This is a genomic window from Anaerolineales bacterium, assembly GCA_015075625.1.
Taxonomy (GTDB): domain Bacteria; phylum Chloroflexota; class Anaerolineae; order Aggregatilineales; family UBA2796; genus UBA2796.
The window spans coordinates 1,213,497-1,239,385 of sequence record JABTTZ010000001.1 but is presented as its reverse complement, the minus strand read 5'-3'; the positions used below and the strand labels follow the sequence as shown (position 1 = coordinate 1,239,385).

At 57.8% G+C, this 25,889-nt stretch carries 22 protein-coding genes; 12 read left to right on the top strand and 10 right to left on the bottom strand.

Annotation, left to right across the window (positions count from 1 at the left end; translation table 11 throughout):
- The first annotated feature begins 198 nt into the window (after nucleotides 1-198).
- From murQ to HS103_05110, 10 genes are all read left to right on the top strand, one after another.
- Nucleotides 199-2,058 (top strand): N-acetylmuramic acid 6-phosphate etherase, encoded by a 1,860-nt coding sequence (gene murQ, locus HS103_05155; protein ID MBE7512188.1) that lies wholly within the window; start codon nucleotides 199-201, stop codon nucleotides 2,056-2,058.
- Between the two features lie 226 nt (nucleotides 2,059-2,284).
- Nucleotides 2,285-3,181: an alpha/beta hydrolase gene (locus tag HS103_05150; protein MBE7512187.1), complete on the top strand. Its 897-nt coding sequence runs from the start codon at nucleotides 2,285-2,287 to the stop codon at nucleotides 3,179-3,181.
- Nucleotides 3,178-4,272 (top strand): hypothetical protein, encoded by a 1,095-nt coding sequence (locus tag HS103_05145; GenBank protein ID MBE7512186.1) that lies wholly within the window; start codon nucleotides 3,178-3,180, stop codon nucleotides 4,270-4,272. Before HS103_05150 ends, HS103_05145 begins: the two co-directional genes overlap by 4 nt.
- Before the next feature lie 282 nt (nucleotides 4,273-4,554).
- Nucleotides 4,555-4,725, top strand: a complete 171-nt coding sequence (rpmH, locus tag HS103_05140) for a 50S ribosomal protein L34 (protein ID MBE7512185.1) — start codon at nucleotides 4,555-4,557, stop codon at nucleotides 4,723-4,725.
- Nucleotides 4,726-4,750: 25 nt separating this feature from the next.
- Nucleotides 4,751-5,122 carry a ribonuclease P protein component gene (gene rnpA, locus HS103_05135; protein ID MBE7512184.1) on the top strand — a complete coding sequence of 124 codons (372 nt, stop codon included), beginning with the start codon at nucleotides 4,751-4,753 and terminating at the stop codon, nucleotides 5,120-5,122.
- Nucleotides 5,119-5,328: a membrane protein insertion efficiency factor YidD gene (gene yidD / locus HS103_05130; GenBank protein ID MBE7512183.1), complete on the top strand. Its 210-nt coding sequence runs from the start codon at nucleotides 5,119-5,121 to the stop codon at nucleotides 5,326-5,328. The genes rnpA and yidD overlap by 4 nt, the downstream gene beginning before the upstream one ends.
- A gap of 13 nt (nucleotides 5,329-5,341) precedes the next feature.
- Nucleotides 5,342-6,559, top strand: coding sequence for a PQQ-binding-like beta-propeller repeat protein (locus tag HS103_05125; GenBank protein MBE7512182.1), 1,218 nt, complete (start codon nucleotides 5,342-5,344; stop codon nucleotides 6,557-6,559).
- 19 nt (nucleotides 6,560-6,578) lie between these two features.
- The gene (locus HS103_05120; protein ID MBE7512181.1) at nucleotides 6,579-7,499 is read left to right on the top strand and encodes a membrane protein insertase YidC; all 921 of its coding nucleotides are present in this window, start codon (nucleotides 6,579-6,581) and stop codon (nucleotides 7,497-7,499) included.
- A 126-nt stretch (nucleotides 7,500-7,625) separates the two neighbouring features.
- On the top strand, nucleotides 7,626-8,588 hold the full coding sequence (locus HS103_05115) for a Jag N-terminal domain-containing protein (GenBank protein MBE7512180.1): 963 nt from the start codon (nucleotides 7,626-7,628) through the stop codon (nucleotides 8,586-8,588).
- Nucleotides 8,589-8,599: 11 nt separating this feature from the next.
- Nucleotides 8,600-9,760 carry a DegT/DnrJ/EryC1/StrS family aminotransferase gene (locus HS103_05110; GenBank protein ID MBE7512179.1) on the top strand — a complete coding sequence of 387 codons (1,161 nt, stop codon included), beginning with the start codon at nucleotides 8,600-8,602 and terminating at the stop codon, nucleotides 9,758-9,760.
- A 37-nt stretch (nucleotides 9,761-9,797) separates the two neighbouring features.
- Here the strand turns inward: HS103_05110 and HS103_05105 are convergent, their stop codons facing one another.
- Entirely contained in the window at nucleotides 9,798-11,777 is a 1,980-nt protein-coding gene (locus tag HS103_05105) for a serine/threonine protein kinase (protein MBE7512178.1), read from the bottom strand.
- A 188-nt stretch (nucleotides 11,778-11,965) separates the two neighbouring features.
- Nucleotides 11,966-13,420, bottom strand: coding sequence for a glycosyltransferase (locus HS103_05100; GenBank protein ID MBE7512177.1), 1,455 nt, complete (start codon nucleotides 13,418-13,420; stop codon nucleotides 11,966-11,968).
- A gap of 160 nt (nucleotides 13,421-13,580) precedes the next feature.
- Between HS103_05100 and HS103_05095 the strand changes: the two genes are divergently transcribed.
- Both HS103_05095 and HS103_05090 read left to right on the top strand, forming a co-directional pair.
- On the top strand, nucleotides 13,581-14,231 hold the full coding sequence (locus tag HS103_05095; GenBank protein ID MBE7512176.1) for a LysM peptidoglycan-binding domain-containing protein: 651 nt from the start codon (nucleotides 13,581-13,583) through the stop codon (nucleotides 14,229-14,231).
- Nucleotides 14,232-14,361: 130 nt separating this feature from the next.
- Nucleotides 14,362-14,754 carry a hypothetical protein gene (locus HS103_05090; protein MBE7512175.1) on the top strand — a complete coding sequence of 131 codons (393 nt, stop codon included), beginning with the start codon at nucleotides 14,362-14,364 and terminating at the stop codon, nucleotides 14,752-14,754.
- A gap of 127 nt (nucleotides 14,755-14,881) precedes the next feature.
- Here HS103_05090 and HS103_05085 read toward each other — a convergent pair whose 3' ends face one another.
- The 8 genes from HS103_05085 to HS103_05050 form a co-directional block, all read right to left on the bottom strand.
- The gene (locus tag HS103_05085; GenBank protein MBE7512174.1) at nucleotides 14,882-15,808 is read right to left on the bottom strand and encodes a polyprenyl synthetase family protein; all 927 of its coding nucleotides are present in this window, start codon (nucleotides 15,806-15,808) and stop codon (nucleotides 14,882-14,884) included.
- Nucleotides 15,809-16,101: 293 nt separating this feature from the next.
- Nucleotides 16,102-17,991, bottom strand: coding sequence for a hypothetical protein (locus HS103_05080; protein ID MBE7512173.1), 1,890 nt, complete (start codon nucleotides 17,989-17,991; stop codon nucleotides 16,102-16,104).
- Nucleotides 17,992-18,012: 21 nt separating this feature from the next.
- On the bottom strand, nucleotides 18,013-19,434 hold the full coding sequence (locus HS103_05075) for an FAD-dependent oxidoreductase (protein ID MBE7512172.1): 1,422 nt from the start codon (nucleotides 19,432-19,434) through the stop codon (nucleotides 18,013-18,015).
- Nucleotides 19,435-19,553: 119 nt separating this feature from the next.
- Entirely contained in the window at nucleotides 19,554-19,721 is a 168-nt protein-coding gene (locus HS103_05070) for a hypothetical protein (GenBank protein ID MBE7512171.1), read from the bottom strand.
- Nucleotides 19,722-19,835: 114 nt separating this feature from the next.
- The gene (locus HS103_05065) at nucleotides 19,836-22,148 is read right to left on the bottom strand and encodes an SUMF1/EgtB/PvdO family nonheme iron enzyme (protein ID MBE7512170.1); all 2,313 of its coding nucleotides are present in this window, start codon (nucleotides 22,146-22,148) and stop codon (nucleotides 19,836-19,838) included.
- A gap of 106 nt (nucleotides 22,149-22,254) precedes the next feature.
- Entirely contained in the window at nucleotides 22,255-22,935 is a 681-nt protein-coding gene (locus HS103_05060) for a Crp/Fnr family transcriptional regulator (GenBank protein MBE7512169.1), read from the bottom strand.
- A gap of 17 nt (nucleotides 22,936-22,952) precedes the next feature.
- Nucleotides 22,953-24,722, bottom strand: a complete 1,770-nt coding sequence (locus HS103_05055) for an acyl--CoA ligase (GenBank protein MBE7512168.1) — start codon at nucleotides 24,720-24,722, stop codon at nucleotides 22,953-22,955.
- A gap of 108 nt (nucleotides 24,723-24,830) precedes the next feature.
- Nucleotides 24,831-25,859, bottom strand: a complete 1,029-nt coding sequence (locus HS103_05050) for an amidohydrolase family protein (protein MBE7512167.1) — start codon at nucleotides 25,857-25,859, stop codon at nucleotides 24,831-24,833.
- Between the last annotated feature and the right edge of the window lie 30 nt (nucleotides 25,860-25,889).

The following is a 25,889-nucleotide window of genomic DNA, read 5'->3' as shown; positions in this document are numbered from 1 at the left end:
GGGAGCGGCAGCACCCTTCTCCCCGCTAGAAAAGGGGAATCACACCTTCCATGGGCAACCCCACGTGGTCGCCCGTCAATCCCCCCCTCCTCAGCCTATGTAAGCGAGGAAAAGAAGGGTTATCTGTGGGAAGGGGGAACGATCTAGACAACAAGCCTTTTCACTCTGGTATATGGTAAGGGGGATAGGATAAAGAACGTGTCACAAAAAGAATTAGCCATTGGCATCAACGGTGGGGGGACACACACCTCCCTCGTCCTGACCGATACCGACCTGACAATCCTCGCCCGTGCGGAGGTCGGCCCAAGCAACCCCAATTACATTGGCGTGGAGACGGCGAAAGAAACGATTCAAGCGGGCATCGAAAGCCTGCTGCACGATTCTGGGCTTGGACTTGATCACGTCGTGGGCATAGGGGCGGGCTTGTCCGGCGTGGATCGTCCCGCCGATAGCACCCTGTTTCTAGAGATTTTCGGATCGCTTTACCCCAAACAGCGGATCGTCGTTGAGAACGATGCGCTGGCGGCGCTGGTGGCAGGCGTGGGACGGGCGTTTGGGATCGTCACCATCAGCGGGACAGGGATGATTGCCCTCGGCGTCAACGGGCGGGGGGAACGCGCCCGCAGCGGTGGGTGGGGGCATTACATGGACGCTGGCAGCGGCTATTGGATCGCCCGTGCGGTGATGAACGCCGTCGCCGCCGCCTATGATGGGTCGGACATCCCAACGGCGCTCAGCGACGCCGTGCTGAACGACCTTGCCCTCAGCGACGCAACAGGGATTATTGATTGGGCATATGCGCCCAAGCGCCGCATTGACGAGATCGCAGCATTGGCACGTCATGCGGTGATCCTTGCCGAAGAAGGGGAGGGTGATCTCGTCGCCCGCCGGATCATTGCCGAAGCCGCCGATCACCTTGCCCAGGAGACAATCACCGCCGGACGGAAACTAGGCTTTGCCGCCACTGGCGAGGTGTTCCCGGTTCTGTTGTCGGGGAGCATCTTCAAATATTCCGCCCTTCTGCGCGATCTATTCGCTCTCCATGTGCAAACCGCCCTCCCCCAGGCGGTCATTTTGGATCGGGAACACGATGCCCCCCTCGGTGCGGCGCTCATGGCGTTTAGTGCAGCGGGTATTCACACGCCGGCAGAAGATATACCCTTTCCGGCGGGAAACACCCTGCGGGCAACAGAGCGCCGCCACCCGCTGACGATGCGCATTGCCGAACAGCCCACGCTCCACCTCCTCCATGCCATGAACAGCGAGGACGCCCGCATCGCCGGAATCCTCGCCCATCAGCTCCCCCAGATTGCCGCCCTTGTCGATGCCATTGCCCCTGCCTTCGAGGAGGGCGGGCGACTCATCTTCATCGGCGCGGGGACGCCCGGACGCTTGGCAGTCCTTGACGCCTCGGAGTGTCCGCCGACGTTCAGCACAGATGGCGTGATCGGGATCATCGCTGGCGGTGAGGGGGCAATCACCCATTCCATAGAAGGCGCGGAGGACAGCGAACCGGACGGCGAAGCCGCGATTGCCCACCACGCGGTGGGCGACAAAGACACCGTGATCGGGATCACCGCTAGCGGTTCAACGCCCTACGTGATTGGCGCATTGCGGGAAGCTGCCAAACGCGGAGCAATCACGGGCTGCATCGTGAACGCCGTGAACGCCCCTCTTGCCGAGATCGTTCGTCATCCGATTACCCTTCCCACAGGGGCGGAAGCACTCACCGGATCAACGCGCTTAAAGGCAGCAACCGCGCAAAAAATTGCCCTAAACATGATCAGCACCGCCGTGATGGTGCGGGCGGGGCGCACCTTTGGCAACCTAATGACCGATATGCAGGCGGGGAACATCAAACTGCGGGTGCGAGCAGCGCGGATCGTCAGCGAGGCGACGGGCTTGGATCAGGCGGCGGCAACCGCTTTGTTGGATCGCTGCGGCGGGGAGATGAAAACGGCAATTGCTGCCCATCGCTTGAGCCTTGATCCTGAACAGGCAAGGGCGCAGTTGGCAGCCGCAGGCGGAAAACTGGGGCATGTTGTTCGTGGGAGCTAAGTACCACCACCAAAGTCCTTTGGGGTGAAGAAGTGTAGAATAGGCGGTGCGACGATGCCTTTCAAGCCCCTACGGGGCTTAGAAAACTCTCCTCCCGCAGCCGCCTTGCTTTCCGCAGCCTGTATACGAGGGAAAGGGGTAGGGGTTCGCAAACAAAATACTCAACACAACCTCGGTATAATAGACTCACCATAGATAACCCATCTGAACGAAACTGATTAGGCGGATGACACTCTCAAAACCCCTCTGGCAGCGGCTTGGCGAGACGCTCAATGTCCCTCGCCTTTATCTTGACGAGTTGACCTCGGCGGCGGCGGAACAACAAGCGCACAGCCGCCTGATCGAAACGCGGCGTGGTGTTGTTGAATATGCTCTCGGCGGTGCCCCTGACGCCAGCGAAGCGGTTTTGATCAGCCATCAAAGCATGGGTGGCTATGATCAATGCCTGGTCATTGGGCGGCGTTTTCCGGGGCGGCGCGTGATTGCCGTTTCGCGGGCGGGCTACCTTCGCACACCAACCCTTGCTGGCTTAACCCCCGACGAGATGGCGGATACCTTTGCCGCCCTCCTTGATGCTTTATCTATAGATCGTGTGGTGATGGCAGGCTATTCTGCGGGCGCCATGGCGGCGATCAGTTTTGCTCTTCGCCACTCAGATCGCTGTCGAAGGCTGATCCTCGGCTGTCCGGTGATGGGCGTTCTGAACCGTTTGGTGATGGATGTCCTTGCCCCCATTGCCCTTGCCAACCGTTCGGACTTCCTGAATTGGGTTCTTTCCCGAACAACGGCAACCGCCCTCCCTTTGTTGGAACGTGACCCCGAAACGCTTGCCATTTTGCGGGCATTCCAGCAAACAAACCCCGCCAGCGCACGGCAAGCTGGCTACGCGCTGGATATTGCCCAAATTCGGACATTTGACCCGCCATTGGAACGAATCCCCATCCCAACCTTGATCATTGCTGGCGCGTTCGATCCACTTATCCCAATTCAACAAACGCGGCGGGCGGCAGCGCGAATTTCTGGGGCGCATCTGCTGGTGATCCCACGCGGCTCGCACGATTGTGCCGTCCGCCACCCGGCGCAGATCATGCCCATCATGAACGATTTTCTAGGGGGATTATGACTGCCCGCTATACCGACGCCGACGCCGATCCCGGCTACCTTGCCGGACGCACGTTAGCAATCTTCGATTACACCGAATTAGGACGCGGCTTCGCCCTGAACCTAATGGACACTGGCTACCGTCCAATCATTGGGGCGACGAACGAAAACCGTGCTGCCCGCGCTCGCGCCGAGGGCTTTGAAGTGACTACCGCTGGTGATGCCGCCGCCCGTGCCGATGTGAAGATCATCACCCTGCCCGATGAGCAAGTCCCCGATCTGTACCTAAGCGCCCTTGCCCCTTCCCTAAAAGAAGGCGATGTCTTGGTCTTTAGCAGTGGCTACAGCATCGCCTTCGGCTACCTTGAGCCGCCCGCCTTTGTCGATACAGTCATGATCGCCCCGCGCACCTATGGGACGCTCATCCGTGCCGCCTATGAAACCGAGGGCGGGTTTCTTAGTTTTCTCAGCGTGGAACAAGACGCCACCGGACGGGCATGGGGAACCCTGCTCGCCCTTGCTTGGGCGGTTGGTGCTCTGGGACGTGGTGCGTTTGAGATCACCTTTCGGCAAGAGGCAGAACTCACCCACTTTATCGATCAGGGGGTGATGCCCGCTCTCCACCATCTGATCGCCACCGCCGCCGAGGTGCTGGTGAAGGAAAACTATCCGGTGGAAGCGGCGTTTTTGGATGCCTACCTTGCCGGAAAACTGAGTGCGGCACTTGCCGCCGCCGGACGCATGGGCGTTATGCCCGCCTTGCGCAATCAGGCATTGGTCAGCCAATATGGGACGCTCTCCCGCCTAGATCGCGTTCATGATCTCCGCTTGCGCCGCAACCTGAGCGATATTCTCAATGAGATTCGGGAGGGTAAGTTTGCCCGCAATTGGGCAGACGAATACCTGAACGGTTATCCTCGTCTAGAGGCGCTCTTGAATCAGCGTGAGCGGCTGCCCCTGTGGGCAATGGAACAAAGCGTTTTAGAGTCCTTACGAGAAATTAACGCGCTCAAACAAGACGGGACGACAGGCGAAGGGGCGGATACAGCAGTCACGGGGAATGGGACAACCGCTGACGATGGAGCGACCTACAACATTTTTCAAGAAGATTGACCCCTTATTGGTTGACAGCCCTGTTCATCCTGATATACTCCTCAAATGGGGGTATGCGGTGGTGATCAAGGGGTAAAATCACTAGGTTCGCCCGTCTTGTAAGAAGGCTGGTTGCAGCCCAACCAGCGAGGGTACTGCAAGCAAAACAAGCTGGACATTGACCCGCCCTACCCCATCGGCTATACTTTCTACTTCAGGTTTTTCCTATCAAACGAAACGTTACCGCCGATCCCTGCGTATTCATGATCACGGGTCGGCGCCCAATGGAGGATTGAGATTGTGGTGAAACGTACTTGGCAGCCAAAAATTCGCCGCCGCCAGCGGGTGCATGGCTTTCGTCGCCGGATGTTGACCGCCGATGGGCGTAATGTCCTGCAAGCACGGCGGGCAAAGGGGCGGCACCGTCTGACGGTGAAGCGCACCCATGTGAAGAAGGTTAACTGGAACAGCTAATTGAGCGGGGTAATGGGGCAAAGGGATGCGGCGTGACTTGCGCCTGCGTCGGGCGGCGGATTTCGCCCATCTGCGCAGCGTGGGAAAAACAATCCGAGGGACATTCTTCACCCTTGCCTATACCCCAAACGGGCTGCCTCACAACCGCTATGGTGTGATCACCGGCAAACGTATTGGAGGGGCAGTCATCCGTAATCGGGTAAAGCGGCGGCTGCGTGAGGCGCTGCGTCTGCTCGATGATCATCTTGTGGTTGGTTATGATGTTGTCTTGATTGCCCGCTCCGAAATGCGTTCAACGTCTTTCTCTGCTCTTGAAATGTCCCTGCTGCTCCTTGTCGGCAAAGCGGGACTTCGCCGGGAATCGTCTAACCAGCCAGTACAGGAGAATACGCCGTGAAATTCGTGGCGATGGGCATGATCCGGCTGTATCAGCGCACGCTTTCGAAGGTATTGCCGTCGGCGTGCCGCTTTTACCCCTCCTGTTCGCAATACACCTACGAAGCGATCAACAAATATGGGTTCTTTCGCGGTGGATGGTTGGGGGTTCGGCGGATCATGCGCTGTCACCCATTCAACCCCGGCGGGATCGACCCTGTGCCGTAAGGGAATGTCATTCGTGAAGTCCTTGTCTACAATTGTGGCTGTCCTCCGCCGACCCCGTGCGTGGATCGGCGTTTTTGTGTTTCTCTTGCTTTTTACTGCCTGCTCGCCACTTGTTCTCCCCGAAAGTTGGGCGGGGGTCACCCCCGATGGAAAGCAGCAAGAGGATGGTCGCTATGACGCCCGTTATCTCTATGCTGCTTATCGGGATACCGTTTTTCGGGTGGATACCCAAAACTATCCCGAAAGCCGTCCCACCGAACGCCTTGTCGATTGGGCGGCACATGGGCAGAAACTATTCACCGCCCCGGCACTAGGCGAAGATGGCACGGTCTATGTCGGATCGTACAACAACACGGTGTACGCCTATTCGCCGTTCAATACCCCCCGCGAGACGGTAATTTCCAGCTTTGTTCCCACCCCAAGCGCGATGGCGATGATTGCCAGCCCGCTCTACGTCAATGGCGTCGTCTTTCAGGGACAAGGCGATAAAGGGATTATTGCCTACGATGCCAAGACCGGGGCGCGGCGTCTTGCCTTTAGCGAAACCGAAAATGGCACATGGGCAGCCCCTGCTTTTGACCCCGAAACAAACACCCTCTACCTCGGATCGATGGATCAAACCCTCTACGCGCTGGCGGCGGACACCCTCGCTTTGCGTTGGAAGGTGGATGTGGGTGGGGCAATTGGCGCGACGCCACTTCTAGACAAGGCAACCAACACCCTTTATGTGGGGACGTTCAACCGTGAACTGATCGCCATTGATGTGAGCGCCAACCAGCCTCAGATCGTCCGCAAACTGTCCACCGAAGGGTGGTTGTGGTCAACGCCCATCCTTCAAGAAGGCATTCTCTACTTTGGCGACCTTAGTGGGGCGGTCTATGCCGTGAATGCGGCGGATTTCTCTGTGGTTTGGAAGGCAAAGGTCGATGGCGCCGCACGCGGGCGCGTAGCCGTCGTTGATGATAAGGTGATCGCGGCAGGGGAGCAGAAATACGTCAAAGCCTTCAACCGCACGAATGGCGCGTTGTTATGGACAAGCAGCCCTCCCACTGATGACCGTATTCTGGGCGATTTGATCGTGATCAAGAATGATGTGATCGTCACCACCCTCAGCGAGAATCAACTGATGGTCGCCTTCAACCTTGAGACAGGCGGGCGCTCATGGTTTGTCCGCAAGCCGAACAATGATGATTTTAATCGTCTCACCCTAACCCCCAGTACACCGAAGTAGCAGGAGAGGAAGTTCGCCAATGGACTTTCTAACGAATCCGTTCATCATCATTCTGTTGTGGCTGTATAACTTTTTGGGTGGGAGCCTGATCTTAGCGATTGTGGTTTTCACCGTGATGACTCGCGTCGTCACCTTCCCCCTCATCGCCCAACAGATGAAATCGACCAAGAAAATGCAGGAACTTGCTCCCGCCCTGAAAGAAATCCGCGAGAAATTCAAAGGGGATCGGGAAAAGCAGGCGCAGGCGCAAATGGAACTTTACAAGACCTATGGGGTAAATCCATTGGCGGGGTGCTTTCCGCTGCTCATCCAGATGCCGATCTTGTTTGGCTTGTATGGCGCGATTTATGCCTCACTAGGGCATACGCCGCTGCAACTGCTTGATCTCAGCCACCGCTTGCAGATGCCCAGTCTCTCTGAGATGATCCCCCTTCATACGCAGTTTCTTTGGATGGACTTAGGGCAGCCCGATGGGTTGTTCGTTTTGCCAATCCTTGTCGTGGCGACCACATGGCTGCAAATGAAGTTGACCATGCCTCCCGTTGCTGACCCCAAGGATCCTTCGGCAGCAATGACCCGCAACATGACGACGATCATGCCGCTCATGATCGGCTTGTTCTCTTTGCAGTTTGCGTCGGGGTTGTCCATCTATTGGGTGGTTGGCAATACGCTAGGGATTATCCAATATGCCCTCATGGGGCGGATTGATTTCCGCAACTTCCGCGGCAAAGTCACCACGCCCGCTAAGACGGTTTCCCTCAAGGATATTGATTTGAAGGCGATTGAGGCAATGCCCAGTAAGCGGAAGATCACTGCCCCCGCCCCTGCCGGGGCAAACAGCGGCGGCGGGCGAAACACCCCTGCCCCACTTGCCGCACCAACGGCAAAGCGCAAATTAAACGAGACGAAGGCGGGGCAAGCCCGCAAAAACAAAAAATAGCCCATACGATAAGGGCGCATCACGCATGCGCCCTTATCGTGTTAGGGTAAACTAGAGTTCTTTTGCGTGATGATCATTACATACACCCCCCTTCAGGTTTATGCAGCGGGGTAAGGAAAAACAGGCATGAGCGATTTGCGATCCGTCGAAACAACCGCCTCCGACATAGAAACCGCCATCAACGAGGGAATCAAGCAGCTTGGTGTCACCCGTGAGGATGTGATCATTGAGGTACTTGAAGAACCAACGCGGCGGATGCTGGGTTTGGGGAATAAACAAGCGCGGGTGCGCATCACGATGATCCGTACTCCCGCCGAACACGCCGCGCCGCCGGCTGTCAGCGTCCCACCGCCGGAAGATGAAATCATCGTCTTTCCAAGCGATGCCCCCCTCGCCGAAAAACCAGCGAAACGCCCCCGTGCCGAGCGTTCCGAAGGAAAAGAAACCAAAGAACAGAAAGACCCACAACGGCAGGCAGAGCGTTCGGGGCGCGGACGAAAACCAACCACCAGCGCCAGCCAAACCCAAGAATTCCCCGCCGAAAACACACCCCGTTTTGACGATGACGAGGATGATTCCAGTGCTGCTCATCTCAGCGATGAGGAGATTGCCGCCGAGGTCAAGGTGGGCATTGAGGTGTTAGGCGAACTACTGAAGCATATGGGCTTGACGCCCCAAATCACACCCAAGCGGGCGGTGACCGATGGCAAAGAACCCCGCCATTGGGTGTTGGATGTCACTGGCAGTGAGGTCAGCACCCTGACGGGTTACAAGGGCGAAGGGCTTGCCTCTCTCCAATACCTAACGCGCATTCTCGTCAGCCGTAAGACCGGACGGCGGGCGCACCTCGTCATTGATCTGGATGGCTACAAAGGACGCCGCGAGGCGCAGCTTCGGCGTTTGGCGCAGCGCATGGCGGAACAGGCGATCCAGCGCGGAAAGGCTGTGGCAATGGAGCCGATGCCCCCCCATGAGCGGCGGATCATCCATCTTGAGCTACAGGATCATCCCGACGTAAAAACAGAGAGCGTCGGGGAAGGGGATCGGCGCAAGGTGACCGTTGTTCCCCGCAAGCCAACGACGGAGTAGAGGGTTGTTTTTTGTCCACATTACCCTCTCTCCCCCCCATTCAACTATTCGTTCCCACCTTTCGCGTTGAGGAAACCCTTGCCGCGATTCGTGAATGTCTGGAGCGCGGCTGGACAGGCTTAGGCTTCAAAACCATTGCGTTCGAGGCGGCATTTCGAGATTACACCGCGCTGCCTCACGCCCATTTCCTCAGTTCGGCAACCGCCGGACTGCATCTTGCCCTTGCCCAGTTGAAAGCGGCGCACGGCTGGCAAGATGGTGATGAGGTGATCACCACCCCGCTGACCTTTGTCAGCACGAATCACGCCATTCTCTATGAACGCCTCACCCCTGTTTTTGCCGATATTGATGTCCATTTATGCCTTGACCCCGCCTCGGTGGAAGCCCAGATCACGCCGCGCACCCGTGCGGTCATGTTTGTGGGGATGGGCGGCAGCAGCGGGCAGTATGAGGCGGTGCGTGATCTATGCCGCGCACGCGGATTGGCGCTGATCCTTGATGCCGCCCACATGACCGGCACGCGCTTACATGGACGCCATATAGGGCATGACGCCGACGCCACCATCTTCAGCTTTCAAGCCGTTAAAAACCTGCCCACTGCTGATGCGGGCATGATCTGCTGGCGAGACCCCGCCTTTGACGCACAGACACGACAGTGGACGTGGCTTGGCATCAACAAAGACACCTACGCCCGCACAAACAGCGGCGGCAGTTACACATGGTACTACGATGTGGAGCAGGTTGGCTTCAAGTATCACGGGAATTCGATTATGGCGGCGATTGGCTTGGTGGCGATCCAGTATGTGGACGAGGACAATACCTACCGCCGTCAGGTTGCCGCGTGGTACGATGCCCTCTTAGCTGACGAGCCACGCATTGAGCGCATCCCCATCCCGCCGGAATGTGAACCCTCGCGCCATTTGTATCAGGTCATGGTAGATCGCCGCGATCAGGTTATGGCGGCGCTCAACGCGGAGCGAATTTACCCAGGTGTCCATTATCGCGATAACGGTCATTATCGGATGTATCACCAGTGGTTAGGGCGCGTTCCACAGGCTGCCCGTGCCAGTGATCGACTGATCTCCCTCCCCATGCACTTGCGCCTCACCCGCGCCGATGTGGAGCGCGTGGCGGCGGCGCTGCTGGCGGCGGTGAGGGGGGTAGGGGCTTAGTATCCACACCCCTACCCTTTTATCGGTGAGTTATTCTTTAGGACACGGCATCCTGAAGGTATTCCCCTAGTTCGGCGGCGGACGGGAAACGATCTTCCGGCTTTTTCGCCAGCGCCCGCCGTAGTAAGTAGACAAACGGATCGGGTATCTCTGGGCGGGTTTTGCGTGGGTCGGGCGGTGGCTGCTGAAGGTGCGCAAACAAGACGTGCGCGGGGCGCCCCTGAAACGGTGGATTCCCCACCAACATTTCATAGAATACGATCCCTAAAGCGTAAATATCGGCATAATGATCGACATCGTGCGCCGATTCGATTTGTTCAGGCGCCATGTACTCAATCGTGCCGACGGCGTTCGAGCCAGTCAAGGTAACGCCTAAGGTATCCCCCCGCGCCACACCAAAATCCATCAAAACAGGTATAGGCGCGGCAGGGACGGCAGTCGTCGTCGGGCGCAGCATGATGTTTGAGGGCTTGAGATCACGGTGAACAACGCCCCGTGCATGGATGTATTCGAGTGCCTCTGTCAGGGTGAGCGCCAACGGAAGAAATTCAGAGAACGGGAGTGCGCCTTTCGTTTTGAGATGATCGCCAAGCGTTTCCCCTTCAAGGTACTCTAAGACCAAGAATGGCACATCGGCGCTGGTATCGGCGCTCAACACCTTCACGATATTGGGGTGCTGGAAATTCTGCAACACAGTCGCTTCCCGTTGAAAACGGGCGAAGAGGTCGGGCTGAATCTGATTGAGGTCGTCCCGCAGAACTTTCACGGCGACGATCTCCCCCTCTTTGTACCCTTTGTAGACCTCGCCCATCCCCCCGCGCCCAATCAGATCGAGAATTTCATAGCCACCAACGATTTTTCCTGTCAGCGTGGAAGGCGTTTTCACTTCCGGTTTGGGGCGGATGCCATGCGCCCGATCCAACTGATCGAGGTCGAAGCGAAATTTATAGAGGCGGCGGTCTACAAAACGGCGCACACGGACGCGCACGGGGTTGAAGGCAATGCCCACCATCGCCCCCGCAATAGCAACCTCAAGCTCGCGCTGGTCTCTGCCCAAAATACGCCCAAAAACCCACTGAAGGGCGAGGAAACCAATGATAAACAACCCACCCAAAATGACCGTGACGGCAACCCCTACCAGTGAGCGGTTAATCGTCAGATCGATCTCCCACAACCGGTAACGCAAGATTGCCGCGCCGATCATCAGCGGAAAGCTGAGCAAGGCGAGATCGCGGACGGTTTTCACGGCTAAATAGAGGAACACATTGCGTTCAGGTGAAACCGTATCGGTGATGCTCATAAGGTAGATGGAGGGGACAACCAAGGTTACGGCAACGACCACACTCCCCAACAGCCATTTCAGTTGTTGGCGTTGGGCGGGTGACGCCAACCGACGATAGCGGTAATTTTGCGTCCCTATCCCCGCCACGATGAAGGCGGCGACAATGCCTACTTCCACCCCGCCTTGTCCGGTACGCAGAACAAAAATATTCAGCCAGATCAGGAATCGAAACAAGAACATAGGGATTGCCAAGCGCCGTGTCCATGCTGGTACGAATCGTCCGTTCGGAAAGCTGAACACAAAGAGGACTTGCGTTGTCTCGGCAAGGGCGTTTAACCCGACGCCTGCTAGCCACAAAGCATGATCACGCGGGGCAGAGACGCTGTAGAGATAGCCTGTGCTAAGTAGCAAAAAACTGACCAGTGCCGCCATTGGGTCAGCCGCCCGCTGCCAAAACAACAGCAATGACATAAGCATAAACCCACTGAGGAAAACCGTCCGCAACAGAAGATCAAAGATGGCGGGAAGTTCGGGGGGCAGCCCTAAGGCAATGATCGCTTGTTGTTCGCCGCCTAGCGTTGCCAAGCCCCGTCCATAGGCATAGGGCAAATTCCCCACGAAAATGACCAAGACCAGAATGACCAGCACGCCATAGATGAGGCGCAGCAGGAAGAGCGGGCGTCCGCTAGTGAGGGTGGTCGTTGTGCCGCCGAGTGATGCTGTCGATGCTGCCATCGGAAGTCCCTCCCGCGCATAGCCAATATCCTCTGCATTGTATCATTGTTCTGGAACACTTCTACAAGTGCCTTATAAGCACCCTACAAACGGGTAAAGGGAATAGACGAGGTGCGGCTGAAGGGTGAGATTCCCCCTCAGCCTGCGGATTGAGCGGCGGGTGACATACAACCTGTGACGGGGTGTTCCTATGAGGTAAGTTTGCCAAACATATGACGCCGTGCCGACCATAGATCGGCAAGTGTCCACCCCGATACCATAAAAAAGCCGACTGCGTAGGTGGCAAAATAGACGATCAGACCGGGGGCATAGCGCCACGCCAACACCGCCCCACACACACTGTAGACACCAAGGAAAAACTCCCCAATGGTCGTCAGATCAGGGCGAATGGTATAGCCCTTCCCTGAAGGAGCATCGCCAAATTTCGGCGTCCGCTGGAACACCCCCACCCCTCCCCGAAAGGCACTTAGAACGGCAACTGTGTTATTCAACGCCATACCACTGCTCAGAATCAAGAGGAGCGGCAGCCGCGCTGCACCACGCAGCCATGCCCACGATGCACCATAAAGTGCTTTCTGTCCGAGGATGTAAAGCAGCGGAACGGCAAGACCAGCCACCCCCAACGGCGCAACGGGCATATCGCGCAGCGCCCCACTGACCATCAGAAGCGGCATGATTAGCAAGAGCGCCAAGCCCAACGGTTGAATAGGGTACGCCAGCACCCCCAAAATCGCCATGATCTTTTGACGGGCGGTGAGCGGCGAACGGAGCAGCGCCCTCCCAAGTTTGAACAGCGTTTGGGTTGTGCCTTTTGCCCATCGCGCTTGCTGCCCTTTGAATCCACTCATCACTGGGGAGACCTCCCCCGCTGTGGCAAGGTCTGGCAGAAAGACGAACTGCCACCCGCGCATCTGCGCCCGCAGGCTCAGATCGGCATCCTCGGTCAAGGTATCGCCTTGCCAGCCGCCAGCATCCTCAATCGCCGCCCGCCGCCAGACGCCGCCCGTGCCATTAAAGCTGAACAACAGCCCGCCTTTGCTGCGGGCGTGCTGCTCAATGGCGAAATGCCCATCAAGCATGAGCGCCTGACAGCGCGTGAGGATGTTTTCTTCCGCGTTCAGATGCGCCCAGCGCCCTTGCACCACCCCACAGCGGGAGTCACTCAGCAGGATAGGAATCGTCCGCCGCAGAAAGTCCGTTGGGGGGATGAAATCAGCGTCAAAAATAGCGACAAATCCGCCTTCTGTATGCGCCAGCGCCTCCCCTAATGCCCCGCCTTTGAATCCCGCCCGATCCGTCCGGTGCAGCAGATCAATGTGAACCCCTGCCGCACGCAGCGCCCGCACACGCCCGGCGGCGATTCCTGTTGTCTCGTCCGTCGAATCATCGAGAACTTGAATATGAAGGCGATCACGAGGGTAATCCAAACGGACGACGGCATCAAGCAAACGCCCAACAACATACCGTTCGTTGTAGAGCGGAAGTTGAACAGTGACCAAAGGCAGGTCATCTTCGGCAAAGTAGTGCGGTACGATTACCCGCCGCGCCGGACGGAAGTAGACAAACACAAGGTAAAAGACCCCCATTGCATAGATCATAAGTGGGGCGATGAGGGCGGCATAGATCAGTTGAAGTAGCAGCATAGTTTCTTTTTTCTAACGAAAAACGGTCTGTTGTGCAAAATTCGTGGTTGCCGGAAAATGAAGAATGGATACACTGTGTAAAGAGGCGCGTTCTTTTTTTTCAGAAAGGAGAATGGCGTTCCCCAAATAACACGAATGGGGGGGTACGCCGAAATTAGCTATGAACCGTATCACCCGTTTTATTCTCATGGCGGTTGTTGTTGTTGCCGCCTTGAGCGTACTTTCTGTTAGCAACCCTGTCAAGGCGCACCCCGGGCAGCGCTGCACAACCTACCATGTGGTGAAGCCCGGAGATAACCTGTTCCGCATCGGTCTTGCCTACAATGTGACATGGACAGTTCTCCAACACATCAACGGTATTTACAACCCGAACCAGATTTACGTTGGACAAATTATTTGCTACCCACCCGGCGCTGTTCCGGCAAACCCACCCATTGTTGTACCGCTGCCGCCCGCCACACCGCTGCCGCCCGCACCCCCTCCGGCGAGTTTCTTCCCGCCCTATGGGATTTACCCGCGCATCCACTTCAACACCTATTTTGCCCGTCCGGGTGACACGATTGTGATCACCGGAACGAACTTCCCCGGTCCTCGTCAGGTGCAGATTTTTATCACCCAATGGGGGACAAACTACGCGGCGACAGCCTCTGCCACAGCGACAACGAATGCTGATGGCACGCTCAGCACAAACTTCACCGTTCCGAACGATGCGGGCGGTGTCCCCTTGGTCGGGGCTTACCCCACCGTGCTGGTGAAAGACCCTGTCTCCGGTTACTTTGGCTATAACACCTTCCGCAATACAGCGTTCTAGAGCGCTCTAGAACTATTGTAAGGGCGACTCTAGAGGGAGTCGCCCACCCCTATCCCCCCATGCCCTTTCTACAACATGTCCCAGAAATGAGATCACCTGCCATTTTAAGGTGCGGTAAGGCGGTATCACCATGAATGAGCTAACGCTGCTGCGCCTAGCCGCCGGACTTCATTGGTTTATTGCCGCCGGACTTGGCATCTTCTGTTTCCCTGCCATTCGGAATCTGCTGAGCGGACGCCCCATTCCTATCGTCATGGGGTTTCCCGCCTATGGACGGGGACCGTTTGAGCGGATTGGGATACAGACAACCGTCCCTCTCTTGGCTGGCTTTCTTTTGGTGTGCGTTCTCGAAGTGGTGGCGGGTCAGTTGTTGTGGGATGCTTACATGTCTGGGGCGGTTCTGGCGCTTGTACTCGTCCCTATCGGTGGCATTTTTTGGTGGGGGTTTGCCTTGCCCATCCCGCCGGTTTTCGCCCTCGTTTGGACGATCTTGATTCTTCTTGGTTGGCAAATTCTTCGATGAGCGCAATCGGAGACAAGAGGAAATGGCAGCTCTGGAAGTAGGGGCGCACCCGTGTGTGCGCCCACCTATGGTTGACCACCCCTGTGGGGTTTGGATGTCCTCACCCTTTGCCCTGCTCTCCCGCACCCTAATACGTGCGATCTACTGCCTGTCGGGCTAAATCGCAGAGCAAATCACGGGCGGGCGTTTCTGGTAGTCCGCTAAGGCTCATTTCTGCGATCAACGCCAACTGACGAGCGTTTTCTTGCCCCTCTTGGATGTAATTCCCGGTCAGTAACTTCCGTTTGAAGGCAGTCACCGCATCGTCCTGAACCGCCTCGGCAACGGCAACCCCCGTCCCACTCGTCCCATTGAGCGACGCCATCGCAAAGCCCCGTCCCTGTGCAAGGTCGATTCCGGCGGTTTTGCCCAATGTTTCGCTGTCGGCGATCAGGTCAAGAATGTCATCGGTGATCTGGAACGCCAAGCCAACGTTGAAACCATACTGCTCCAAAAGATCGACTTGGGCGGGCGTCCCCCCGCCGAGGATCGCCCCCATCTTTGCCGCCCCCGCAAAAAGTGACGCTGTTTTCTTGGCAATGATACGGGCATACGTTTCCCGATCCAGCGTCCCTGTCTTGGCGGCGTGGGCTTGGAGCGTCTCTCCTTCCACAAGGTCGCTCGTCATACGGGCAAAGGTGATGTTCAAATCCCCGTAGGGCGCCATCAACTCATAGACTTTTGTAAAGAGGAAATCACCCGTTAGGAGGGCAAAGGTGCGCCCCCAAATGCTGTTGATTGTTGGGCGTCCGCGCCGTGTCACGCCGTGATCGTTAATATCGTCGTGGACGAGCGTCGCCGTGTGAACGAGTTCTACAGCAGCGGCAATCGGCACAACCTCCATCCGCTCACGCCCCCCAACCGACTCATAAGCGAGCATGGCAAGGCGCGGGCGCATCCGTTTGCCCCCTGCCTGAAGGATGTGACGGCTGGCGTCTTGCAGCACAGGCACATCGCTGCCGACGCTGGCGATCATCTTTGCTTCAACGGCTTGTAGTGCGTGTTCCATGTCCATGACGCCCTCGCCCCTCATGCTCTATTTGTGTCTTTTAGAACTTTCTGAATGTATTGTAACACGAAAACCGAGAAGGTGGCAACACAAGATGGGGAAAGAAATTCCCATTACCGCCCCTTCACAGGCGAAGGCGCGGACGCGCTGTAGCACGTCCCTACGAAGGTGTGGCAACTATGGATTCCCTCTCGCCCTTTGTGGGTTGAGGGGGGTGAGAGCGCATTTCAAGCCTTGAAGGGCTGGTTAATCCGAGCCGATGGTTTACCGTCGGCGGGGGTGGGGGGTTGAAAAAGGGCTTATTGTCCCGCACCGGGGATATCGCCCACCCCGTAAACATCGCTACGCACCCAGAGAATCACCCGTTCGCCGTCGGTGGGTTGGGCGCGGGTCAGGCGGTTATAGAGCCAGGGGAAAATATCCCAATACTGCATCGTCCCCACCTCCCACGTTCGCCATGTGACGAAATCTTGCCCCACGTACTGCCCACCTAAATCAGGCAGGGTGTCCTCCTTGCGGGCGATCACAATAGGGGCGGTGATTGCCGGCGTAATGTCTTGAACATAGCGCAGCTTATGGAAGTGGCGAAGTGTCCACGCCAGCGGACTGTAGGTGTAGTCACGCATTCCGGGCGGCACATAAACGACAACCTCTGCCTCGTGGCGTTTCCCCGTCGCCCGCAAGGAGGCTGTTTCCAGCGCATCCTCCAAAAGATTCAGGTTGAGCGAGGATGGGCGGATATGCCATAATTCACGGGGGTCGTCGGGGCGGACAAGTGCCGCGCCAAAGCCAGCATTGATTCCATAGCCGCCGAGGAACAACAGGAGTCCTAAGCCCGCCCCGCGCCATGCCGTCCGCGCTCCCCAGATGCTTCCCGCTAGGAAGAAGGTGATCACCGATAGCAGCAAGCCAATCGGGATCAGCAGCGCCCGCCGGACGGTATCGGCGGTCAGCGGCGGCGCCCAATCAGCGGGGACGCTTACAATATCCCGCCCGACAAAGGCAAGGTTGACGAGGAGGATCATCAGCAGGGCGACCATTGCCACTGCCTGCACCCATACTGCCCAACGCGGGACGCGCCAGAAGGGGTCTTGGACAGGCGTCAGCGCCCGCTCAATGGCAACGGCGCTCAAACCAGCAAGGGGGAGTGTCAGCCACAAGGCATGACCGGACTCTGTGCCGCCATAGGCAAGCGCCCACGCGACAGAGGCGACAAACCACCCCAACAAGCCGCGCTGAAGCAGTTCCTGTCCGCGTTGGTGGGCTGCCCCCTCCCCAAACAGGACGATATATGCTCCGGCTAAGCCCATCACCCATAAGACGGGTTCATAGGTCAGGCTGATGATCAGAGGAAGTATGGCAGGAACACCGGGTGGGCGTTCGGAAAGCCCACGCAGCCCCGCGTTGATCGATTCGCTGAGGCTCTGCAACCCCATAGGGGCGATCAGAAAGACTGATCCCACAACGATCAGGGCAGTGAGGGCGGCAAACAACGCCGCGCCGCGTGGAAAGCCTTTCAGTACATCCCCCACGACTGCGCCGGGCGTGCGGTCTTCCCCAGAGGCAAGGGCGAACACCAACCCAACACCCAAGCCAGCGGCGGTCAGAAATCCGGCGGGTTCGGCGGCAAAAATGAGCAGCAGCAACCCCACCACCCCTAAGGATGCATATCCGGCGCGGCGCACCTCGGCATACATCCCAAAGCCATAGACCGTCAGCAGCGCCAATACCGCTGACCAGAGCGCCCCTTGCATCCCCCGCGCCGCCAACATAACGACAGGTGAAAAGGCAAGTAAGGCGATCAAAATGACCATTTGGGTCGCCCCCAACCAGCGCCGAAACAGATAGGGCATAGCGGTGAGGACAAGCCCGATGAGCAGCGAGGGCAGCCGCGCTGCGCCATGTTCTGCCCCGCCAATAGTAAGACTCAGGGTGGTGGCGGCAAATAAAAGCGGGTTGCGGCTTGTGGGCGTCTCGCCCGGGAAGGTGGGGCTAAGCACCTTGTAGGCGGCGAACGCCTCTCGCGCTTCGCTGTTATTCAAGGGAATCACATCTACGTTTGGCAAGCGAAGGACAAACGCGGCGGCAAGCAGCACGGCGATGATCAGCACATCAAGACGGATGCTGATTAGCCCGTTGACAGGTGTTTCACCCGTCATGGGCGAGGTGGTTGATTGTGAAAAGGTCATAAGTCGCTAATAGTCCCTTGTCTAGGCACGCTTTGCTTTGCGTTCACGGATCGCCGCCAACATATCGGGGATGCGAGCGTATTTCAAGCGAGGACGCCCCATTGCTGCCCCGTTTGCCACTTCTGCTTGGTCAAGCAGTTGCCAATCCTCAAAGGTGACGTAAGCAACCTGACGCGCCGCCAAAAGCGCCTCCACTGCCTCGCGGTGGGTAGCTCCCGAAGTCGGCGGCGAGAGCGGCGAAAGGCTGGCAAGGTCTTCCAAGAGGCAGTTCACCGTTTCGACTGAATCCGGCTTATTCGTCCCAATCACGCCGGAGGGACCCCGTTTGATCCACCCCACCACATAGTCACCGCGCCGCACCGCACCCGTTGCCGGATCGATGACGCGCCCCGCTTTGTTGGGAATCACAGCGGCTTTGGCGTCAAACGGCACATCGGGCAGAGGGACTCCCTTATAGCCGATGGAACGAAAGACCATCCCAACTTTGAGCGTCTCGGTGATTTCCGTCGCCTTCGGGCGGAGCGATCCATCCGGCGCGGCAGTAAGGACATTCTTCACCAAAACGATCTCCTCAACCTTGCCATTCCCGCGAAGTTCCAGCGGGGAGACCAAAAAGCGCATGTGGATGCGTTTCGGTTTCCCATAAGGCGGGCGAACGCTGAACGTTTTGAGCAGGGCGAGATTTTTCTCGGCAAGGGTATTCGGCGTTCGTTTGAGGTCGTCAGCGCTGAGCGGGTCTAACGCCGCCTCAGAGGGGGCGACGATCACATCGGCTTCGGCAAGCTCGCCAAATTCTTTCAACTCTGGGTGAGTGAACGCCGCCTGTGCGGGTCCGCGCCGCCCAAGCAGGTAAATATCGGTGACGCGGCTGTTGCAGAGCGCCTCTAGCGCATAATCAGCAATATCCGTGCCGCGCAGTTCGCCCTCGCCACTGGCAAGGATACGCGCCACATCCATCGCTACATTCCCATTCCCCACAACGGCGACGGCGGTGGCGCTAAAATCAAACGTGTGATCCCTGAAATCGGGATGGGCGTTATACCAGCCAACGAATTCCGTCGCGGCGTAGCTGCCGGGGAGGTCTTCGCCTGGGATGCCCATCGCGCGGTCTGTCTGTGCGCCAACGGCGTAGATCACGGCGTGGTAGTGAGCGCTCACCTCGGCATGGGTCAGGTCGCGCCCGAATTCAACGTTTCCATAGAAGCGAAAATGGGGGTTGGCGGCAATTTTTTCGTAGACTTTCGTCACCGTCTTGATCTTGTCGTGATCAGGGGCAACCCCACCGCGCACCAAACCATAAGGGGTGGGGAGGCGATCATACATGTCCACCTCAATGATGCGATCTGTCTGTTTGAAAAGATGTTCGGCGGCGTAGAACCCAGAGGGTCCCGACCCGATGATCGCTACCCGCAGGGGGGATTCTGATGTGCCAATAGGGGACATGGATGACCAACCTCAAAAAATGTGTCAGCAGCGCGAACGTGACTAGCCCAAACCGCTTTATTATACGGCGGATTAGCCGGAATTCCTCACACAATCTGCTAATAACCATTCGCCTGCGTCTAACCTCCCCTGCACCCCCGATTGAGGGCGATCAATTCGCTATCCAGATTTTGTTCAAATTCGACAGCGGCATGGGTGTACCGTTTGCCCCGCCGTGCCTTGCGCCACGCCCGGAGTATGGCGTTGAAATTCAGCATACGCGGATACAAATTTGTGTAGGTTTTCATAACAACCCGGTGGGCCCCTCAAAAGCCAAAAAATTTGATCGGGGGCTTCGCCCCCGAACCCCCACAGGAAAACAGAAAATCAGAATTCAGAAAACAGAAGATCAGGAATCAGAACTATCTGTAAGAGCGGGCAAGACGGAACCCCCAACGGTTGAACTGGTTGGCAGGGTCGACCCTGAACCGATTCGCAGCGCGAACGTTGTCCTGACTGTCGCCCCAAGACCCGCCCCGCAGCACGCGCAGAACATCCGTGCGGTCTCCGGTGTCCGCCTCGCGCCCGTCATTGCCGTCGTAAGGGTATGGGGTGTAGAGGCTGCTTATCCACTCCCACACATTCCCGCTCATGTCCAACGCCCCCACCCATGACGCCCCCGCCACCCGTATCCCCTCCCCCACAGGGTGGCTTTTTCTGCCAGAATTCTCACCATAGATCACCACGCTGCTATCGCGCTTGAAGTCATTTCCCCAAGGGTAAACGAGACTCCTTTCTCCCCGCGCTGCCCATTCCCATTCCGCCTCGGTGGGCAAGCGACCTTCCCGCCATTGGCAGTAGGCGTATGCCTCGAACCATGTCACCCCCACGCGGGGCTGCTGGGGAGCGGTGAAGTCGTCGTAGTCCCTCGGTGCGGTCTTGTCCGCCGTTTTCCGCCATGCCCAGCCGCCGGGCGTCCAGTATGTTTCCGTTTTGTAGCCGCCGTCCTTGATGAATTGGGCATAGGAGGCGTTTGTCACCGGCGTCAGGTCAAGCCAGAAGCCCCGTTCAATGGTCACCGAATGGATCGGCCGCTCGTCAGCATCATTGCTGCTCCCCATTTGGAACGTCCCCGGCGGGACGTAGACCATGATTACCCCTTTCTCGTCGGTCATCCGCGTGCCCAGGGCGGGTTCGGGGGGTTTCGGCGGTGGGGGCGGTTTCACCCTCTCCCACAGCGCCAAGACGTTGGCATCGGTCTTGTATTCGGGGTAATCCGCTAAGAACTGCTGAATCTCCTCGCGGGCGTGCGCTTTGGCGCTCTCTGTTCGGGCAAGCTGGACGAAGGTTTCCAAGTCCGAAAAACGTTCTTCTGCTTCTTCCAGCCGTTTCTGCGCAGCGCGTGCCTTCTCTTGTTCGGCAAGAAGTTCTTCCGCCTGCTTCAAGAGGGCGCGTACCTGCCGCTCACGGAAGGGAGGTGCCCACCCCAAAAGCCGTTCGTAGAGGGCAGTTGCCTCGCTGTAGCGCTCGCCCTCTACACAGGCGCTTGCCTCATTGAACAACGCGACGGGGTCTTCATCCCTCCCCGCAAGCGGGGAGGGGGCGGGTTTCTGGGCGGGACGCACCGTGAACAACACCCCGTCGGGGCTGCGCATCGTCAAGACGGGCGTCCCCCATTCCATGATGCTGCCCGCCTCGCTCCGTATTGCCTTACGCCCCTTAGTTGCCGCTTGATCCACAGGATCGCCGTTTGCCAACGCCTCGTAGAAGCGTTTGGCAAAGCATTTGGCGCCCTCATCAAAAATTTCATACTGCATTGCCAACACTGCCGCCAAACCGCTCCCCACAAGAATAGAGGCGGTGCTGGAATACAAATCAGCACTGTCACTTTTTGCCCCTTCGCAAGAATTCAAATAGGCAAAGCGCAAGGGTTGGTGATCCGCAAGTAATGTTGCCAATTGGCTGGCACTGAACGGATGGGTTTTTCCTTGCGTGTTGCAAAGGGCAATCATGCCCTCCTTTGTTCGGGTATTGAGCAACCCATGCCCAATGAAATGAAAGATATGCCATTGCCCCGCATCAAGGGCGTTAGTCAGGGCTCGAACAGTCCCCCCAGAGACCCATGTGAGAGCAACATTCGATACATCAGATAAGGCGTCCTCAATATGGGCGCGTTCCCCGTCTACATCCAATGCCTCTTGATCCGTTGGGGCGGCAATCATCCCTAAAATGCGTAATGGCTCACCGGCTGGAATGGTGAGAGGGGTAACGGGGTAAGGTGTTTCTAAATAGCGGATAAGGGGTGTATCGTTGAAAAGACTCAGGTACCGTCCCGCCCCACGCGGATCGTAAAGAAATTCCCATGGCATGGCGCTCAGTTTGGGGGAATTGATCCGCAGGCGAAGGCGAAGTCCCTTACTCTCGTTCTGGGCAAGGATACGCGATTGATCATAGAGACTTCGTATATCGGCGGGAAACAATGTCTGAAACAACTGATGACCAAAATCTTGCACGGTCTTTTCTTCTGGAGAGTAAAGTCGCCGTCGTGCGCCGCCCCGTTGTGACCCCTTTATCACCGCATTTTCAAGGCGCAGAAGGAGGTTTTCAAGATCGGGAAATTGGAGATCAAATGTGCCAGATGTTTCACCAGCGGGGGAATTGACCACCGCAACCGTATAACCGCCGAGGGGATGATCATCCAAACGAAGGTCAAAATTAAGGTAGTCCAATGCCATGCGGTTCTCCCTATGAGGGTGCGGAGAGCGAACTTAGGGAGAGTGTAGCGTGATTCCTAACGGGGAATCAACTCATCACAAGGATGCAGGGTGCAGATCGTGGCGTCTACTCTCCCGCTAATGTTTCCAAGCCCGCCCGATCAATGATCACGTATTTCCGCCCCTCCCGCCGCATCAGACCGAGATCGTAGAGTTGGCGTAGCGCCCGCCCCAATACCTCGCGGCTTGTTCCCAAAACCGCTGCGATCTCGTCTTGGGAGAGGCTGTCGAGGGGGATATTCGCCTCGCCCTCAAAGCCGCCCCGCTGCAACAGCAGCCGTGCCAAACGACTTGGCACGGTGCGAAAGCTGAGATCATCCGCCCGCGCCATGAGTTCCCGATTCTGAAGCGTCAGCAGGCGGATACACGCCATCATCAAATCGGCATCATTTGCCATGAGCGTGATCAGCGCCTCGCGGGGGAGCCAGCCAATCTGCGTGTCTGTCATGGCGGCGGCGCTGGTAGGGTTGGGGCGTCCATCCAGCGCGGCGATCACATTGCAGGTGGCGTAAGGACGCACGTAGGTATGCACGTGCATCTTCCCATCCTCCAACATCCGGTAAATGCGCACCAAGCCAGAGACGACCATACACAAACCGGTGGGGTGATGCCCTTCAAGGAAAATCGCCCCACCCTTTGGGTAAGCGCGAATCAGGACATGGGCATCAAGCGCCTGCTGGCTTTTGGTGCAGAGCCGGATGAACATTGGCACACGGGCAATCCAAGCATGATTCAACGAGCAGCCCATGATGTCCCTCTGGCTCACTATGGCTTAAATTGGGTCGGTTTATAGGCGGCGAACAGATCGCGCAGCTTCAACCGTTGGTATTTTCCCGTTGTCGTCACGGGAACTTCCGTCCCAAACAGGACGACCTTCGGGGATTTCTCAAACGACATTCGCCCTCGGCAGTGGGCAATCACCGCCTCCGCCGTCAGTGCCGTCCCTTCCTCAAGGACGACATACGCGCCAACTTCTTCCCCATAATAATCATTCTCGAAGGCAACTGCCAACCCAACCTTGACGCCCGGAAGCGTGAGCAGAACTTCTTCAATATCAAAAGGCGAAAACTTCACCCCCCCACGATTGATGAGTTCTTTTAACCGTCCGGTAATGAAGAAAAACTGCCGCCCTTTCTCATCAACCTCATAAAACCCTTCATCGCCAGAGCGAAACCAGCCGAACTTGAACGTTTCGCGGTTGGCATCGGGGCGCTGGTAGTAGCAGCGCATGACGTTATGCCCCCGGATACAGATTTCGCCGCGTTCGCCCGGAGTGAGCATGACGCCCGACCCATCGGGGGCGAAGATCGCCATCTCGTTCACCCCAATCGGAGAGCCAATGCTTGGATAGCCAAACTCGTACAGCCAGTGGGCGTGTTCCTCATCCGTCAAATCCACCGGCAGGTAGCAGGAATAGCAGGTTGTCTCGCTCAGACCGTAGCCATGCAGGACGCGCACCCCAAAGCGATCTTCAAAACGCCGCACCAGCGCCACCGCCAGCGTCCCCGCCCCACAAATCAGGTGGCGGAAATTCGTTAGGTCAGCGCGGCTGACTCCCTCGCCCCAGATGCTTTTCCCCGCCCCTTCTTGGGCGTCGGCATATTCACAGCAAAACTGGAGCAGCGTCGGCACAACACTGACGATATGGACGCCTTCGCGGGCGATTCGTGACCAAAACGCCGACACTGTGAATTGGCGGTTCAGGACGACGCTCCCCCCGACATATAATGGCGTGATCAGCGTAACGATGATCCCGTTCACATGGTGAATAGGCAGCACCGCCATAAGCCGCTGCTCTGCCGTGATCCCTTGCCATGCGCTGATTCCGTGCGCGTCCGCCATCATGTTGTACTGGGTGAGGACAACACCTTTTGGGGCGCCCGTTGTGCCACTGGTGTAGACCAGCAAACTTTCCGACTCGCGGCTGACCTCGGCGGGCGGGGTGAAGGTCGTTAGATGAACGGCGCTCTCTGTGTGAAAATGGCGATACTCCGTCCGCGCCGCGCCGCCCACTTGGACAATCTGGCGGATGTTGCTTGCGCCAAGCCCCTCCGCCGTCCCCCGAATGATGCGTTCAGCCCGTTCAAGATATTCCTCGCGGACGAGGGCAATCACCGCCTCACTGTTGCGCAAGATAAAAGCGATCCGTGCGTCGTCCTCCGTCACATTTTGGGGGGCAACCATCGCCCCAATCAGCCAACAGGCAAAATAGAGGATCACCGTGTCGCTGTGGTTGTAGGCAATTGTCGCCACGCGATCCCCCGGACGGACACCCAAATCGGTGTAGAGGTAGTTTGCCGCTTGGTTCACACGGGCGCTGAACGCGGCATAGGTGAGGGATTCCCTCTCGCCCGCCGCGTTGTAGTGAATCAGCCATGTCTTATCGGGCGCTGCGGCGACACGCTCCGCAAGGAGGCTGCCCAGTGTGAGATAAGAAACGAACGAGTCGGTGGGCGGGCGTCCACGATAGGTGTGCGCCTCGCTGATCTTGGCAAGCGTCTCAACGTCGGCGGAGGGAGTTGTTTGCACAGTCATCGAGCTACCTTTGGCTGAGGAAGAAATGTATTCGTCTATTGTGGTGAAGATCGTAGCGAATTTTTAGAGCAGAGCAATGAGGTGAATGGTGTTAGCTATTTTTTGTTTTCAAGACTCCAATGTCACCCTCCGTCCGCCGATATAGACCGCCTGAATCCCCGCCGGACTCAGCCCAAGCAGCGCCGCAAAGGGATCGCCCTCCCCCGCCGCCGCGATCACCACATCCGCTCGGCAGCCGGGCAGCAGCGACCCCCGATCCGGCAGCCGCAGCAGACGTGCCGCATCCACCGTCACCGCCCGAAAAAGGGCGTTCGCCGTGACTTGTCCCGTCGCCGCCGCCGCCCGCAGTTCATCCAACAAATCGCCATCCGCCGTCAGACGGCTGTCCGACCCCACCGCCAGCAAGCCCGCTGCGGCGAACGCCTCAACCCGTGCTGTCGCCCCCAAAAGGTAGTGATTTGTCGATGGACACCACACCAGCCCAACGCCGCGCTCTATCGACGCCGCCCGATCCACCTCGGATAGTCCCACGCCATGCACAATCACCGTCTTTGCCCCCGCCGCACCGCACACATCCAGCCGCGCCCACTCCCCCGCCGCTTGATCGTCCGTCCCCTCGGCAAGGTGGATCATGAAGGGCGCATCGGCTGGCGTTGCCCGATAGCGGGCGCGAATGTCCTCACTTGGCGTCATATGGAGGGAGTGCGCCCACCCGTAGCGCTGCACAACGACGCGCCCATAGCGCCACCGCAGCGGGCGATGAAGCGGATTATGGTGCGCTATCGTCGTCACGCCAGCGCGGAGATTTTTCAGCACCCCAATGCGACATTGTTCAGCTAAGGGCAGCCGGCGCAAGGTGCGGAAGGGTTCGTCTTTCAGACGGGGCAAAAATTCATCTCCCCACTGGCTGGCGTTGGGGTACATCTCCCGAAATTTCGTGCGCGGATAGTGGTTCAGTTCAAGGTGATCGTGGGCGTTGATCACCCCCGGAAAAACAAAGCATCCCCCAGCATCGATCACAGCGTCCCCACGTTGAGGACGCACATCCCAGGCGAGGATACGCCCGCCAAAACGGAGCGTGGTCAACATCGCCCCGTCAGGCGTGACGAGGCGGGCATTGAGAAGGGTTGTGATCATTCGTGGGGATGCTCCAGAAAACGTCCACCC

Coding starts and splice junctions, on each gene's coding strand:
- HS103_05150 (MBE7512187.1), top strand. CDS start 2,285: ATGACACTCTCAAAACCCCTCTGGCAGCGGCTTGGCGAGACGCTCAAT.
- HS103_05145 (MBE7512186.1), top strand. CDS start 3,178: ATGACTGCCCGCTATACCGACGCCGACGCCGATCCCGGCTACCTTGCC.
- rnpA (MBE7512184.1), top strand. CDS start 4,751: ATGCGGCGTGACTTGCGCCTGCGTCGGGCGGCGGATTTCGCCCATCTG.
- HS103_05120 (MBE7512181.1), top strand. CDS start 6,579: ATGGACTTTCTAACGAATCCGTTCATCATCATTCTGTTGTGGCTGTAT.
- HS103_05115 (MBE7512180.1), top strand. CDS start 7,626: ATGAGCGATTTGCGATCCGTCGAAACAACCGCCTCCGACATAGAAACC.
- HS103_05105 (MBE7512178.1), bottom strand. CDS start 11,777: ATGGCAGCATCGACAGCATCACTCGGCGGCACAACGACCACCCTCACT.
- HS103_05100 (MBE7512177.1), bottom strand. CDS start 13,420: ATGCTGCTACTTCAACTGATCTATGCCGCCCTCATCGCCCCACTTATG.
- HS103_05095 (MBE7512176.1), top strand. CDS start 13,581: ATGAACCGTATCACCCGTTTTATTCTCATGGCGGTTGTTGTTGTTGCC.
- HS103_05090 (MBE7512175.1), top strand. CDS start 14,362: ATGAATGAGCTAACGCTGCTGCGCCTAGCCGCCGGACTTCATTGGTTT.
- HS103_05085 (MBE7512174.1), bottom strand. CDS start 15,808: ATGGACATGGAACACGCACTACAAGCCGTTGAAGCAAAGATGATCGCC.
- HS103_05080 (MBE7512173.1), bottom strand. CDS start 17,991: ATGACCTTTTCACAATCAACCACCTCGCCCATGACGGGTGAAACACCT.
- HS103_05075 (MBE7512172.1), bottom strand. CDS start 19,434: ATGTCCCCTATTGGCACATCAGAATCCCCCCTGCGGGTAGCGATCATC.
- HS103_05070 (MBE7512171.1), bottom strand. CDS start 19,721: ATGAAAACCTACACAAATTTGTATCCGCGTATGCTGAATTTCAACGCC.
- HS103_05065 (MBE7512170.1), bottom strand. CDS start 22,148: ATGGCATTGGACTACCTTAATTTTGACCTTCGTTTGGATGATCATCCC.
- HS103_05060 (MBE7512169.1), bottom strand. CDS start 22,935: ATGGGCTGCTCGTTGAATCATGCTTGGATTGCCCGTGTGCCAATGTTC.
- HS103_05055 (MBE7512168.1), bottom strand. CDS start 24,722: ATGACTGTGCAAACAACTCCCTCCGCCGACGTTGAGACGCTTGCCAAG.
- HS103_05050 (MBE7512167.1), bottom strand. CDS start 25,859: ATGATCACAACCCTTCTCAATGCCCGCCTCGTCACGCCTGACGGGGCG.